We start from the raw sequence: 14,599 nt of genomic DNA, 5'->3' as shown, positions 1-14,599 counted from the left end.
TGTAGACTGCTATTGGTTTTACGAGATGGTAAAGTACACATATTGCTTACTTTATTGAGCAAAGATAGTATTTTTGTTGACATAGAAAAGTACTGTAACATATATAATTATTTTACAAAAAAGGCTTATCAGGGTTGTTATCAAAAATTTGATATTGCGAATTCTTACTCCTAAAATCAGGCAATAATTGTTTCATTTGCGCTACAGTTTCATTAAATTGATAATTTTTAGCATATTTTACCATCGCCTCTATATTATCAAAAACATGCAAAAAATCCATGGGCTGTTCTTCTGCTATCATTATAGATTCGTTATGAGTTGGCAGTATAATGGTTGTAGCATTTATAAGTTCTTCTGTAAGCTTTTCTCCAGGGCGTAAACCCGTTATCTTAACCTCGATATCTGTTCCCGGATTTAGCCCCGCTAAGCGTATCATCTTATCTGCGAGCTCAACAATTTTAACCTGTTTGCCCATATAAAATATAAATATTTCTGATGCCTGCCCCATAGCGCCGGCCTCCAGCACCAACTGGCATGCTTCCTGAATGGTCATAAAATAACGCGTAATTTCAGGATGTGTTACAGTAACAGGCCCGCCCAAATGTATCTGTTTAGCAAACACAGGTACTACAGAACCATTAGAACCTAATACATTACCAAAACGGGTAGTAATATACCTACTAACCGCTTTATCTTCCTTTTTAAGTTTGTTATGCAATGCCTGCACATATTTTTCGGCAATTAATTTGCTTGCCCCCATTACACTGCCCGGATTAACTGCCTTATCTGTAGATATCATAACAAAAACACCTACATTAAACTCAGCCACAAGGTTGGCCACATTTTTAGTACCCAATACGTTAACAAGTACTGCCTGTACCGGATTATTTTCCAGCATGGGCACATGCTTATAGGCCGCTGCATGATAAACTACATCCGGACTGTATTTTTTAAACACCTCTTTTAAGGCATCTTTTCTTGTAATATCGCAGAGTATGGTGTGCAGTTTTGTTTGTGTTACTTCTCCATCCATTTCGAGGCCTAACAGATAAAGTGGCGTTTCTGCCTGATCCAGCATTATAATGCTACCCGGAGAAAACTTAAGCACCTGCCTAACCATTTCGCTGCCAATAGAACCTGCAGCCCCAGTAATCAAAACGGCCTTACCTTTAAGCTGGGCGGTTATGGCCTTATCATCTAACACAATAGGCTTTCTTTCCAGTAAATCTTCTAAATCGTAGTTTACACCCGGCCAATTAAACATAGTACCATTTTTTGTAATTATTTTAAAAACAAGTTTAAAACCCTTTATTTAGCATTATACCTAAGAGCTTTAAGCAAGGCAACCCTAATTCTTTCTTTTTCCTGAACCTGCAAATTAGAACCCGATGGCAGGCACAAACCTGCATTAAACAGTTTTTCGCAAAAATTGCCTCCGTAGTACGGATATTTTTTAAATACCGGCTGCATATGCATGGGTTTCCACAAAGGCCTGGCCTCAATATTATCTTCTAATAGCTTAATTCTAATATCTTCTGCCGTTACACCATTAGTAAGCTTACTATCTATTAAAATGGTTGTAAGCCAAAAATTAGAAATGCAATCGGCACTATATTCTTTAAAAACTGTTACACCATTTACATTCTCAAAAACCGAATGGTAAAAATCATGCATCTGCCTACGCAAAGCAACATGACTATTTAGAACTTCCATCTGACCACGGCCAATACCGGCACTTATATTACTCATCCGGTAATTGTAACCTATCTCTGTATGTTCGTAATAGGGTTTATTTTCTCTGGCCTGTGTGGCCAGGTATATTGCTTTTTCTTTTAAATCTTTACTTTTAGTTACTAATGCTCCACCGCCAGATGTGGTTATAATTTTATTACCATTAAAAGATAGTGCCGCAACATCTCCAAAAGTACCGCATTTTCGATTTTTATAGGTACTGCCCAATGCCTCGGCGCTGTCTTCCAATATCGGAATATCATATTTTTCAGCAATCTTAGCAACTTCATCTACCTTATATGGCATACCATATAAATGGACTGCAATTATAGCTTTGGGTTTTTTACCCTTCGCAATCCTGTCAATTATTGCCTGCTCTAAAAAAAATGGGCAAATATTCCAGGTATCGGGTTCGCTATCTACAAAAACCGGTGTGGCACCAAGATATAGTATTGGATTTGCCGACGCTGCAAATGTAAAACTTTGGCATAAAACTTCGTCTCCGGCACCTATACCCAATAAAAGAAGGCCTAAATGAATGGCCGCCGTACCAGAGCTTAAAGCAGCTACTAAAACATCGTTTTCTAAATAGCCCTGTAAATCTTCTTCAAAGCCGGTAACATTAGGCCCTAAAGGCGCAATCCAATTACCACTAAAAGCTTCGCTAACATATTGTAGCTCGCTGCCACCCATGTGTGGAGAAGAAAGCCATATTCTTGATGAAGCCATATATTTAGAAATACGGGTTGGTTGCAAATGTAAAAAAACAAGTGTTAATATTGTTCTAAAAATCTGTTACTTAAAACAACTTATCTGCATTTTTTCGTGTAACTGTAAAAAACAATATTTTTAAATCTAACCAGAGCGATTGCCGCTTTAGATACTCAAGGTTAATCTTAATTTTATCTGGAAATATAATAGTATCGTTATAAACTAAAGGATTATCTACGCGAGACAGAATCTCTTCCTCGTTTGCATATTTAATACTTGCAGGCCCGGTAATGCCCGGCCTAAGCGTTAAAACTGCCCTGTCGGTCCCCTCGAGCATATCGTAGTATCCAGGCAGGTCTGGCCGCGGTCCAACAAAACTCATACTACCTGCCAACACATTAAAAAGTTGAGGAAGCTCGTCTAACTTGTATTTTCTGGCAAACCGGCCAAAAGTTGTTGTATGCTTTTTGCCCGCAACATCTGTCATAGACCGTATTTTTATTATCCTGAATTTTTTGCCGTAGCGGCCAATGCGTTCCTGGATAAAAAAACCGTTTTGGTGTGTGCTAAATGTGGCCAAAATATAAAGCACCATAATTAACCACCACATAAAGGCCAGGACTATTACAGATAAAATTATATCAAACAGCCTTTTTATCATTTACCTTAGTTAATAAGCTTTGTCTTCGCCTTTAAAAATATTCCAGACAGTAAGGTATACTATTTTAATATCCAGAAAAAAGCTCCAGTTTTCAAGATACCATATATCATAAGATACGCGGCTTTTAATATCGTAGTGCGATTCAATTTCGCCCCTGTAACCATTTACCTGTGCCCAACCGGTAATACCCGGTTTAATAAGCTGACGCACTAAATAGTTGTTTATTATTTCCTGATACTCTGTATTTTGAATACTCATGTGTGGCCTTGGCCCTACAATAGACATATTACCCGTAAGCACATTCCAAAACTGAGGAAATTCGTCGAGGCTGGATTTCCTTAAAAAACGTCCAACCGATGTAATACGAGAATCTCCTTTTGTTGCCATTTTTTTATCAGAATCATGGTTAACATGCATACTCCTGAATTTGTAGCACCAAAATTCTTTTCTGTCCCTGCCCAGCCTTTTTTGTCTAAACAATACCGGCCCTTTAGAGTTTACTTTAATAAATATAGAAATAATTATAAAAAGCCATGAGCACACCAGTAACAATACTAAGCCACTAAACACAATATCAAAAGTACGTTTGGTAAATTTATTATAGGTTTCTTCTAATGGCTCTTTTCGTAACGAAACGGTTGGTATGTTGCCAAATTGTTTAAACTCGTATCGGTTATAGAACTGAAAATGAAAATCGGGTATTATACGTACCCTTATACCGGCCTTATCTACTACATGGGTAATTTCTTCTATCTCGCCAATAGTTATGCCCGGGGTAGCTACAATAACTTCGTTTACACGATTGGTTTTTAAAAATGCTCCTAAATTAGTAGTTGTACCTAAATATGGGCACAGGGCAGTTTCTTTAGGTTCGTCTTCAAAATAACCTAAAATATCGTAGCCCAAATGAGGATTATTTATAATAAGCTGATGAAATTGCTGTGCCGAATTGCCGTGCCCCACAATTATTACGTGCCTAAGGTTAAAACCCTGCTTGCGCAAAAAAAGAACTAAACGGTTTATGATGTATTTCTCTGTGCCAAAAAAGAACATTAAAGCCGCGGCATACATAATAACAAAGCTTGCCGGCAAAAACGATCTCGAAAAATAAGACACAATAATTACTGTAAGCCCAAGCATTAATACACTTTTAAGCGTTTTATATATTTCTATAGAAAAGCCTGGCTTAATCCTGTGGTCGTTATAAAGATTGTTAGACGTACCACTAAAAAACCATACCCAAAGAAGTATGATTAGCAGAAAAAATTTTGCTTTAAAATCGTCCAGAAAAGTATCGGGCTGCACTATATATATACATAGTATATATGTAAATGCTACAACAGAGAGATCTGCTATTAATCTTACCAGTGAAATCTTATTAAGATATTGCTGCATCGGTTTCTAAATATTTTAGTAACTCTAATTACTTAATCTAAAGTAGTTATTACTAATAATATAACTCTATTTTTTTGTTAAATCGCAAATTTAAAGCATTCTTTTAGAATACAATGTATACGACATTTTATCTTTTTAATAAATTGCTAAAATATTTGCCGTAAAGGTCATGAATTTTATTATTAAAAATTGTAATAAAAATCTAATTCTTTCTTATTATTTTCCTTTTTTTAAATCAGATAAATATTACATTTAAAAGACCACTACCATAAAATTAGCTTAGCATTAAATTTTTGAGCTTAGCCTTTAATTTTCTTTTTAAGCAATCTTAAATAGCTGCGCCTAATATTCCAAAATCTTGAAACTTTATCTGCCGTGAGTGATGAATATTGTTTGCTCCAAAATGGTGTATTATAAGATTTCCATAAGTTGTAACCTTTATGAAAATTGCCTGCTAAAAAGTCCCAAGGTTTTGGAGAACCCACAAAATGAATTATTGCATCAGTTTCCTGGGCAGGTTTTTTAGCATCAGGATACCATGTTACATTAAATGATTTTGGTAATCTTGAAAATACTCCGCCACAAAGCGCATTAAGTAATGTTTGATCGTGAGAAACAAGATAGTCAGAATAATTTTTCATTATATCTTTAATCTGTAAATCTATATTTTCGTTTCTCCATTTATGTAGATTGAAAAGCAAAACACCCGCATTAAAATAAGGGGTATTAATATCCCAATTAAGTTTATTTATGAACAACGGATTATCTAACGAATATTTAATAGTAGAACCAGAAACAGCCGCCAACAAATTACCATCAAAATCAAAGCCTTTTAGCTGCAATACATCCAACTCTATTACAAGATCTGCATCCAGGTATAAAGCCAGATCTGCATTTACAAATTTTGGCATTAATAACCGGCCATAAGTTGTTCTGTCTCCGTGTAAAGAATTAAGATGGCCAAATTCTACATCAGCATCAAAATCAATATAATTATCCTTACCTAAATAATTCTCTGCATTTAATAAGGCTTTAATGTTTTTTTTATCGCTATCAGAAAGTCCATTGCATAAAAACCACAAAGTAAGTTCTCTATTATCAGAGCAATTTCTAATCAATGATGTTAAAGTAGCCCCTAACCCCTCTAATCCTAACTGATTAATATTAAAAACCAAGTCCATACGCTATACAATTTAAAAATTAAGAACTAAATGGAAGACACATTTAAGAGCGTGTTTTCAAAAGTTTTAAGGATATTTTTCTTACTCAGCAACATTTCGGCATAACTTCGTGCATTTTTTTTATAAATATCAAGATCGCTGTTAATAGCAATATCAATACTTTCTTTTAGTGCAACAGCCGATTCCGGCTCTGTTAATATACCCATAGCATACTGGTTTACAACCTCATATAAAGATGTACCCGGTTCCGCCGTAACAATGGCACATCCGCCTGCTGCCAATATACCCGTAAGCTTACTTGGCATAACCAAATCTGCAGCCGATTTTTTTTGCAAAACAAGGTGAACATCTGCCGTTGCCAGTAATGCAGACAGCTTTTCGTAAGGCTGCAACGGATAAAATTTAACCCTTGTAAGGCCTGACTCTTTAACCATTTGCTCAAGCTTTTCTTTAGCACCGCCAGAGCCTACAATTAAAAAGTAAACATCAGTCCTATCCTTATAATGTGCAGCAGCTTCTATAATGGTTTCCAAGCCTTGCTTTTCTCCAAGATTGCCCGAATACAGGATTACCTTATCAGTATTACTTAAACCAAACTCTGCTCGCAAAGATTGTTCTTTTGGTAAAGGCTTAATATTATTTTCGTCTACCCAGTTAGGAAAAAGTATTTGTTTTTTGGGAGCAATACCCTTTGCTGCAATTTTTTGCTGCATGCCCAAACTTATTGTCGATACATAAGCGCTGTTTTTTAACAGGAAACGCTCTAACGAAAACATTAAATTAAGAAATGCCTTGTTTTTTATCATTCCTAACTCTTTAGCAGCATCTACCTGCAGGTCCTGCACATGGCTTATCATGGGTACACCTCTTAGCTTAGAGTACAGTAATGGGAAAAAACCCAAATGAAATGGTGGTGCTGTGCAAAACACAACATCGGCCTTTTTTTTGAATAAAAAGCCAAACCATACCGGTAGTAACGCCAGTATAAATGAGAATTCATGAATTATTCTTTTTACCGATGACACCTGTTTAGGCACATATAATGGCACCCTATGCACTTTGGCACCATCTATAATTTCGGTATGCCAAAGCTTGCCTTTGTATTTTTGATGAACCTCCCATTCTGGATAATACGGTACCGACGTAACTACGTGCACATCATGCCCCTGCGTAGCCAGCCAGCTGCCCATTTCTCCGGTATATTTGCCTATACCTGTAAGTTCCGGACTATAATTAATGCCGTATATTAATATCCTCATTTTAAAATATATTTCCTAAAAAACAAATTAAATACCGTTAAGCCTATCATGCCTCCGGTAAAATTTAAAACAATATCATCTATATCAAACACCCCTAAATGAAAAAGGTATTGAAATGATTCTACACTTATTATCACCCCAAGCAAAATTGCTATTAAAACTAATACAGAAATCTTTTTCTTTACAAGTACAAATATTGAGGCTGTAAAAGGCATAAATAGCATAAGGTTACCAAGAACTTCTATTAAAACAAACCTCTTTTGGTTAGCATACAAGTCATCAAAATTATTAAGGTAATCCCATTTACTTTCTAAAAGTTTAAAGCTAATGTTATTTTCATACAGATCATCAGAATGCCTCTGACCCGAAAAAAATGTTATATATATAAGTATCAGGAAATACAGGTAAACAACTACTTTTAAATATTTATTTACCTGCATCTTGATTGTTTTAAATATTATGCTATCTTATTTTCTTCTCTAAGCAAAGTATCAAAATAAGCAATGGTTTTAACCAAACCTTCTCTTAACTGAACTTTTGGCTCCCAATCCAACTCTTTTTTAGCAAGAGAAATGTCCGGCTGCCTTTGTTTTGGGTCATCTTGCGGCAATGGCATAAAGGTAAGCTTAGAAGACGAACCTGTAAGTTCTATAACATTTTTTGCCAGCTCCAGCATCGTAAACTCGTACGGGTTACCAATATTAACCGGCCCGGTAAAACCTTTAGGGGTATCCATTAACCTTATAAAACCTTCTACCAAATCATCTACATATTGAAATGACCTTGTTTGCTGCCCATCGCCAAAAATAGTAATATCTTCACCTTTAAGAGCCTGAACGATAAAGTTAGAAACCACACGCCCGTCTTCTGGGTTCATATTTGGTCCATATGTATTAAAAATCCTTACAATTTTTACATCTACATTGTTTTGGTTATGATAGTCCATAAACAAAGTTTCGGCAGCGCGTTTACCTTCATCATAGCACGAACGGATACCTATTGGGTTAACATTACCCCAGTACGACTCCCTTTGCGGATGCTCTGCCGGGTCTCCATACACCTCGCTGGTACTTGCCTGAAACACCTTTGCATTAACCCTTTTAGCAAGGCCAAGCATATTAATAGCCCCCATAACCGATGTTTTCATGGTCTTGATAGGGTTGTATTGATAATGTACCGGGCTTGCAGGGCATGCAAGGTTATAAATTTCGTCTACTTCAATAAAAAAAGGTTCTGTTACATCATGCCTTATCATTTCAAAATAAGGGTTATCTAACAAGTGAACTATGTTTTTTTTAGAGCCTGTAAAATAGTTATCTAAGGAAATTACTTCATTTCCTTCATTTAAAAGCCTCGTGCATAAATGCGACCCTATAAAGCCTGCTCCGCCAGTAACAAGAATCCTCTTTTTCATATCTTTTTAAGTTCGTTAATTTTGGTTTGTATTTGTAAAAAATAGTATGATTTATATTTTGCAAAAAAGTATCCCTGCTTGCCATCTAAAAAGCCTAATTTTAAAAAATAAGCACCTATAAAATAAATAATAGGCAAAAATCCGGATTGCATTAATGAATATTTAAATTTTTGCCTTTTGGTAAGGTTTCCAAAACCTTCTTTTTCCAGTGCTACAAAACGTTTAGCTTCCCAGGTAGAATAAGCATTATGTTTAGCTATGTAATGCTCAAGCCCTTTGTAATCGTTATGTATTATAGGCGATTGTAACTGTCCCACCTTACCCTCTATTATAGGATGCTCGTGCACCTCCATATCCAGGTGGCTCCACGAGTCTTCTTTAATTTTTTCGTATTCTCCTTTACCTACCCTAAATAAAGGCAGTTTTTTAAATGGGTCGCCATGTTTTAATTGCCTTCCCATAAAATAATTAATAAACGTAATCCAGTAGCCATTATAATCAGGGTTTTTAATAGCCTGCTGTATTTCGGCAACAAAAGCATCTGTAATATATTCGTCAGCATCCAGAAACAAAACCCATTCGTTACGTATAGGTAAATTGCGTAAAACCCAGTTCCTTTTTTTAGGAAACTGTCCGTCCCACGTAAACTGATGCACCTCTGCGCCATGCTCTGCAGCAATTTTGGCAGTATTATCGGTACTGTTAGAGTCTATAACCATAATCTGATCAAAACCAGATATAAGTTTTAAGCAATGAACTATATTTAACTCTTCGTTTTTTACCGGGATAATAACTGTTACAGGAATTTTTGACATTTTACTATATATAATTAACAAATTTCTAAAGTACGTAGTAAGCTTATATCTTAATTACGCCTAATTAACTATTGCTCTTTCTTTAATTACCTTACACGGAAAACCTGCACAAACCATCCAGGCTGGCATATTTTTGGTTACTACAGACCTTGCTCCAATTACACATCCGTTTCCAATAGTTACTCCCGGATGTATAAAAACATCTGCCGCTACCCAGGTATCATCTCCAATTGCAATGGGCAATGTATAAAGCGGAAATCCTGTTTTTGTATAGTCGTGAGTACCGGTACAAATGTAACTACCCTGAGATATTACTGCCTTTTCACCTACAGTTATAACTCCCTGCGAATATAAATTAACACCACTTGCAATACCACAATGGTCTTTTAAAATTAAATTCCACGGTGCCCATATAATTACGCCGGGGTATACATGCACTCCTTTGCCAACTTTAGCACCAAAGCATTTAAGTATAAAAGAGCGCCAACCATGCAGTGGCCTTGGCGAAAATTTAAAAAACACAAAATAGACAATACCCCACAAAACACGTAATAACCTGTTTTTAAGAGAAAAAGAAGCACCTGTATGTGTATCTGTGTTAACCATTTAAATATCCTCAAATATAGTTTTTAAATTTAAAGCAGCCTGCTCTACCGAAAAGAACTTTTTAAAAGTGTTTTGGGCATTTTTACCCATGGCTACTTTTTTACTCTCTTCTAAATTTACCCATTGCTCAAGGCCGCTTAAAGCACCTTCGTGCGTATCTTTTATAACAATACCGCCATTGCCAGCTTCAATTTCGCGCCAAATATTTACCTGGTCGCTAATTATTACTGCCTTAGCGCACGCCATAGCTTCTACTACGGCAATACCAAAATTTTCCTGATGGCTGGGTAGTATAAATGCCTCTGAACCATAAAAAGCCCCCCATTTTAAATTACCAGAAAGCATACCCGGAAAGTAAATATTAGGGCCGGCAATATCTTTTAATTGCTTACCATAATCTGTATCCAGGCCGGGACCGGCAATAATTAACGCTGGTATAGCATTGTTTTGTTTGTATAGTATATTGTATGCATATACTAATAAATCTGCACCTTTTTTACTGTGTATACGGCTTAAAAAAAGTATATAGGGTTTATTAGCAACTTCTGGGCATCTTTGGTAAAATGCCGTAAGCATACCGCTATCAAACACCGGTGGGTTAGGTATACCATAACCTACATTTAACTCCGCATTAGGTGTGTAAGGCGCAAAAGGCTCTCTGGCTAAAAGTAGTTCTTCCTGGCAGGTAAATAGCACACCAGTTACATTGTTAACTACCTTGTTTTCGAAAAGTTTCCAGAAAAACCAGTTTCTTACAGCTTTTACTCTACGCTCTTTAGCCTTTTGAAAGTAAGGATCTAACATACCGTGAGGCATTATAAAAAGCTTTGGCGCATTTGCATTTTGTTTTTTAAAATGTTTCCATGCTTTAAAGGTACCATAGCTATTGTATAACCATAGCCCGTGAATTATAACAGCATCAAACCTTGCCATATTTTTTAACAACCATGGCTGTAAAGCCGTGCAATAGGCATAAGGCCCTTTTGCGGGACCAATAGCATTTATTATAAAATCATCACTACCAAGATAACCGGCATCAGGACTATCAAAACATACCACCTCATTATACACGCCAAGGCTTTGCAATGCAGGTATACTATTGCGTATACCCTGACATGGGCCGCCGTTTTCCGGATTCATTGAAGCTATTACACGCAGTATTTTCATATTAATTAGCTTCAATAATTTGATTATATAGTGCTTCTATTTTATCTAATGTTTTTTCAGAGTCAAAACGTTTTGCATTTTCAGCACCTAATTGTATATAAGATAATTTTTGTTCAGGATTATTCAAAACCGATATTATATCTATTGCCGCCTTGTTTGCCCATGCATTATGCTGCGTAGCATCTACCGGGCATACATCTATTAAAAGAGCGGCATTGCCCGCAACTTCGTTCATAGGCGCCTCGTTAGTTGTAACCACAAAAGAGCCACTGGCCATAGCCTCGGCAATTGGCCAGCCAAAACCTTCGGCTAACGATGGAAATATAAACGCCGTAGCACCGCTATATGCTTTTTTAACCAAATCATCGGGCGCATCGCTCATTAAAAAAATAGAATCTTTAAATATCGATGCATTGCGCTCGTTAATCAGATTTTGGTTAGGTTTTGGTCCAATCATAACTAACGGAAGCTTGCCATAGTTTTTATCCAAGCTTAAACTGTTATAAATTTTTATAACGCCTTCTCTGTTTTTGTACCATTGGTTACCACCCACATGCAAAAAGTAACCTTCAGAAACATCTTTATTTATTAATTGTGATATAGCATGCCTGCACAAAGCAGCATCCTGTACGCTAAAATCCTGGTTTAATCCATTGTAAACAACTGTAGAAAATTTGGGCTTTTTATTACCCAGAAAAAAATGCAGGTCTTCCTGCGTTTTTTTTGATATGGATATAAAATTCTCTCCCTGTATATAACCGCTGCGAATAAATTTTTGATAAATACGCCCTCCAAAGCCAGTTTTATTTTGTGGTATAGACCCCATAGCAGACCGTTGTGCTAAAAAATCGTGACAGTGTATAATATGCTTTAATTTAGTAAAATATGGTACCCATGGTCCTAAAGCATGGTCTGTAAAAGCATACAGAGTATTGACAGGCTGTTTTTTTATATTTTTTTTTACAACAAACGGAAAAACAATATATTGATCTATATAACCCAGCCATTTTTTAAGCGATTGCGGGGCAGGCAAATTAAAAAATCTTGCTTTAGGCTGCCAAATTTCTACCTCATGCCCACGTGCACGCATACCGTTAGAAAGCCAATTAGCATACCTTGGCATACTATTAGAACCCAAAAAAAGTGGATGAGATAAAAATATTATTTTCATAGTAAATAGCTGCATGAAATTTAAATAAATGCAGTTCGGTAATTAATTAAGCGATTAATTTTGTTTAACAGATGCCATTAACACCCCTGTTATTATCACAAAAAAACCAAGATTAGTTGGCTGTCCCCATTGACCCTGCAATACTACTATTAGCCCTGTACTTAATAACAACCATGGCAAAATCTGTTTTTTTGACAGTAAAAAATATGCTTTTGTTAAAATACCGGCGCCCATAGAAATACGTATAAATATAACTATAAGTCCCATTATCATGCCTATTTCACCAATCAACCTGCCCCATTCACCTTCAGGCAAAAGAAATGCTGTCGAACCTGCTAATAGCATCGCACCGACATTAGATCCCATACCAATACCATATCCCCAAAGTGGCGCATTTGTACCAGAAAAAAGAGCATTATACATACCCCCTAAGAAACGATCAATCAATACACCTTCTAAACCACCTTCAGATTCGTTAGCATTTTCAAACCTTGCCGTAAAAACCTCAATCGCTGTTTGCACGCTCTCCTGCTGCGATAATATTGTATAAGCTCCAAACATTACCACTAAAGCAACCAGGATTCTTGTTAAAAACACAGGGTTTCTAATCGAGATAAATATTGTAAACAAAAGTACCAAGCCAACGTTAAAAAATAAAGTTCGGCTTATAGAAAGTGGTATAGCTATAATTACGCTAAAAGTGGCCGCAATTAGTAAAGCCCTGTTAACTTTAATTTTATCTGCAGATAGCCAAAAAAAGGCTACAAATGGAGCTGCAAACGAAAAAAATGAGGTTGTACCACTTGTAAAAGAAAACGTGCCCGGAGGTCTCAAATAGCCCATAGCCCCCTGGAATCCACCTCCGCTTTCATTACCACCTACCCCTCGGTTTATCCATGCCGTTTGGGGAGAATAAAACTGAAGAAATATAATAATTGCCATGAGTAAGGTAATCCACAGCATTATTCTGCCCATTTTGACAATATCATCATTATTAAAAACCTGGGCTATAATAAACATTACCGGAATGTGCAGCAAAAATATCCTTGCCCCAAATAAAGCCACAAATATATTTTGATGCCCAAAAAATACAGCTGCAAAAAAACTTAAAATACTTATTAGGATAAGCAATGGAAGTGATATTGAGGCAGGAAAAAGCCTATTCCTTATCGACAGGATAATAATATAGATGGTAAAAGGCTCTCTTGCTACTAACAGTGGCGTAGATAGGGCAGGTAAAATCCATTTTCTTATGGCGCCTTCAAATATAACTAAGAAAAAATATATCCATATAGCCCTCTTGATCAAAAACAAATCGTGTGACTTATTTTTGGCATTAACAGCATTTAGGGACCTTTCGCCTTGCGCATTTATATTTAGTCTGTTCAACTTTTTATTTTAAGAATTAGTTACCTCTTTTGGCCTTCTTTTAGTTAGAGGAACCTCGAACTTTTTATATATAAAGGCTGAAATGATTATTGTAAAACCCAATGCCAAAATTTTGCTAAATAAATTACCTGCCGAACTGGCTCTCATAAACGAAAAAACCTCGTAGCATACAAAAAGCACCGGTATATGGCTAAGATAAATAGAATAAGACCATAAACTTATATTAGTAATTGCCGTATTTACAAATTTAAGCTTTAATCCCGGCCAGTTTTCGATAAATGGAAGCATAAAAGCAAAAGCTAAAGGTGTAAGGGTTAAAACAAACTGGTTTTCTTTAATTTCATCATACGTTAGGCCCGAAAGGTACACAAGATAAAAGCTTATAAAAAACAATAGCAGCCCTAATGCAAAAAATATTTTTTTCAGCTGGTTACGCGCCACATTACCAGAAAAGATGAAAACGACCATTACACCAAAACAAATAGCATCTAATCTTGCAAGCGTAATACCCCTTGGATGACTAACTCCCTGGTTGATTAAATACTGACGCATTATAACCGAAAACACAAAGAATACAAAAATTGTAACCGAGAACGAAACCCGCTTACTTAAATTTATTTTACTTATTAAAAATAAAACAATTGGAAAAGACAGGTAAAACCACTCTTCTATACATAAACTCCAAGATACACCAAAGAATTCAGGGCTGCCCGAAAGCAAATTTTGACCAAACCACAAATAATATGAAAAGCGCAGTAATGATGGTAAAACTCCATGCTGCCAGTAATGAAATATAAGCATTAAGAACAGGAAAAGATAGTAGTTTGGTAACGTTCTCCACCAGCGCCTTGACCAAAAATTATGTATTCTTTTAAAAGACCAGTCATCGTTAGACGAAAAACTCTTCCAGAGTATTTGCCCAATAAGATAACCACTTAAGGCAAAAAACATTTCTACGCCCCAAAAACCAAAGTGCTCAAATTTATATGCAAAGTGAGCAATCAAAACCAGCGATATGGCTATTGCCCTTACAAGATCGAGGCCAAAGCTTCTTTTGTGTTCTTGTTTAATTACGGTAGGGTTATTTTGCATTTTTTGG

The 14,599-nt window shown here is 36.1% G+C and carries 14 protein-coding genes; all 14 read right to left on the bottom strand.

Annotated elements, in window-relative coordinates:
* Nucleotides 1–112: 112 nt before the first annotated feature.
* The 14 genes from G509_RS21620 to G509_RS22790 all read right to left on the bottom strand — a co-directional run bounded on the left by G509_RS21620 (nucleotide 113) and on the right by G509_RS22790 (nucleotide 14,592).
* Complete coding sequence (locus G509_RS21620; protein WP_051200009.1) at nucleotides 113–1,264, bottom strand: UDP-N-acetylglucosamine 4,6-dehydratase family protein; 1,152 nt, start codon at nucleotides 1,262–1,264, stop codon at nucleotides 113–115.
* 44 nt (nucleotides 1,265–1,308) lie between these two features.
* Nucleotides 1,309–2,460, bottom strand: a complete 1,152-nt coding sequence (locus G509_RS0107305) for a DegT/DnrJ/EryC1/StrS family aminotransferase (RefSeq protein ID WP_026990919.1) — start codon at nucleotides 2,458–2,460, stop codon at nucleotides 1,309–1,311.
* Nucleotides 2,461–2,530: 70 nt separating this feature from the next.
* On the bottom strand, nucleotides 2,531–3,103 hold the full coding sequence (locus G509_RS0107300; protein ID WP_026990918.1) for a sugar transferase: 573 nt from the start codon (nucleotides 3,101–3,103) through the stop codon (nucleotides 2,531–2,533).
* Between the two features lie 9 nt (nucleotides 3,104–3,112).
* A complete protein-coding gene (locus tag G509_RS0107295; RefSeq protein ID WP_081663259.1) occupies nucleotides 3,113–4,498 on the bottom strand; it encodes an undecaprenyl-phosphate glucose phosphotransferase in 1,386 nt (461 codons plus the stop codon).
* Nucleotides 4,499–4,797: 299 nt separating this feature from the next.
* A complete protein-coding gene (locus G509_RS0107290; protein ID WP_026990916.1) occupies nucleotides 4,798–5,679 on the bottom strand; it encodes a glycosyltransferase family 8 protein in 882 nt (293 codons plus the stop codon).
* A 26-nt stretch (nucleotides 5,680–5,705) separates the two neighbouring features.
* Complete coding sequence (locus tag G509_RS0107285) at nucleotides 5,706–6,938, bottom strand: WcaI family glycosyltransferase (RefSeq protein ID WP_026990915.1); 1,233 nt, start codon at nucleotides 6,936–6,938, stop codon at nucleotides 5,706–5,708.
* On the bottom strand, nucleotides 6,935–7,378 hold the full coding sequence (locus tag G509_RS22795; protein WP_026990914.1) for a VanZ family protein: 444 nt from the start codon (nucleotides 7,376–7,378) through the stop codon (nucleotides 6,935–6,937). The genes G509_RS0107285 and G509_RS22795 overlap by 4 nt, the downstream gene beginning before the upstream one ends.
* Before the next feature lie 17 nt (nucleotides 7,379–7,395).
* A complete protein-coding gene (locus tag G509_RS0107275) occupies nucleotides 7,396–8,352 on the bottom strand; it encodes a UDP-glucuronic acid decarboxylase family protein (RefSeq protein WP_026990913.1) in 957 nt (318 codons plus the stop codon).
* Complete coding sequence (locus G509_RS0107270; protein ID WP_035738662.1) at nucleotides 8,349–9,167, bottom strand: glycosyltransferase family 2 protein; 819 nt, start codon at nucleotides 9,165–9,167, stop codon at nucleotides 8,349–8,351. Before G509_RS0107270 ends, G509_RS0107275 begins: the two co-directional genes overlap by 4 nt.
* A gap of 60 nt (nucleotides 9,168–9,227) precedes the next feature.
* Nucleotides 9,228–9,773 carry a DapH/DapD/GlmU-related protein gene (locus tag G509_RS0107265; RefSeq protein ID WP_026990911.1) on the bottom strand — a complete coding sequence of 182 codons (546 nt, stop codon included), beginning with the start codon at nucleotides 9,771–9,773 and terminating at the stop codon, nucleotides 9,228–9,230.
* Nucleotides 9,774–10,940 carry a glycosyltransferase gene (locus G509_RS0107260; RefSeq protein ID WP_026990910.1) on the bottom strand — a complete coding sequence of 389 codons (1,167 nt, stop codon included), beginning with the start codon at nucleotides 10,938–10,940 and terminating at the stop codon, nucleotides 9,774–9,776.
* Nucleotide 10,941: 1 nt separating this feature from the next.
* A complete protein-coding gene (locus G509_RS0107255; protein WP_026990909.1) occupies nucleotides 10,942–12,111 on the bottom strand; it encodes a glycosyltransferase family 4 protein in 1,170 nt (389 codons plus the stop codon).
* Between the two features lie 54 nt (nucleotides 12,112–12,165).
* The gene (locus tag G509_RS0107250; RefSeq protein WP_026990908.1) at nucleotides 12,166–13,500 is read right to left on the bottom strand and encodes a hypothetical protein; all 1,335 of its coding nucleotides are present in this window, start codon (nucleotides 13,498–13,500) and stop codon (nucleotides 12,166–12,168) included.
* Between the two features lie 9 nt (nucleotides 13,501–13,509).
* The gene (locus G509_RS22790; RefSeq protein WP_051200001.1) at nucleotides 13,510–14,592 is read right to left on the bottom strand and encodes an acyltransferase family protein; all 1,083 of its coding nucleotides are present in this window, start codon (nucleotides 14,590–14,592) and stop codon (nucleotides 13,510–13,512) included.
* Nucleotides 14,593–14,599 lie beyond the last annotated feature (7 nt).

The sequence above is a fragment of the Flavobacterium subsaxonicum WB 4.1-42 = DSM 21790 genome (assembly GCF_000422725.1).
Lineage (GTDB): Bacteria > Bacteroidota > Bacteroidia > Flavobacteriales > Flavobacteriaceae > Flavobacterium > Flavobacterium subsaxonicum.
Note: the sequence above shows the minus strand (reverse complement) of the source record. Positions and strands in the feature narration are given on the sequence as shown.